Here is a 282-nt window from a genome sequence, read left to right as displayed (position 1 = left end):
GAAGATTCATGTCTTTCTTTCCCATTGCTAAGTTTAACCGTTCCTTGTTGGAAGTAGTTTCCTAGCTTCTCGTAGTTTACCTTTCTGCATCTTGATACTGTCCATGCCCGTAACATTAACCAGACTATGTTATCCAGTTTATTGAAGGTCTCAGATGAGACTACCCCTGAGTAGTAGTTTGACCATCCCTTTATACTTGGGTTTAGTTTGCTTATCAGAGCTGATTGGGGTGCTGTTTTATGTTGTTTTATTACACCCTTAATTACTTCTGTATGAGCTTTA

Annotated in this window: 1 protein-coding gene; it reads right to left on the bottom strand. The window is 38.7% G+C overall.

All coding sequences use genetic code 11. The annotated features are described in order from the left end of the window. Positions 1 to 282 (bottom strand): group II intron maturase-specific domain-containing protein (locus P5683_RS26185; protein WP_315642630.1); only part of this gene is annotated, 282 nt, incomplete at both ends.

Source organism: Limnospira sp. PMC 1279.21, from assembly GCF_032349615.1.
Lineage (GTDB): Bacteria > Cyanobacteriota > Cyanobacteriia > Cyanobacteriales > Microcoleaceae > Limnospira > Limnospira fusiformis.
The sequence above is the reverse complement of the archived record's forward strand: the minus strand, read 5'-3'. Positions and strand labels throughout refer to the sequence as shown.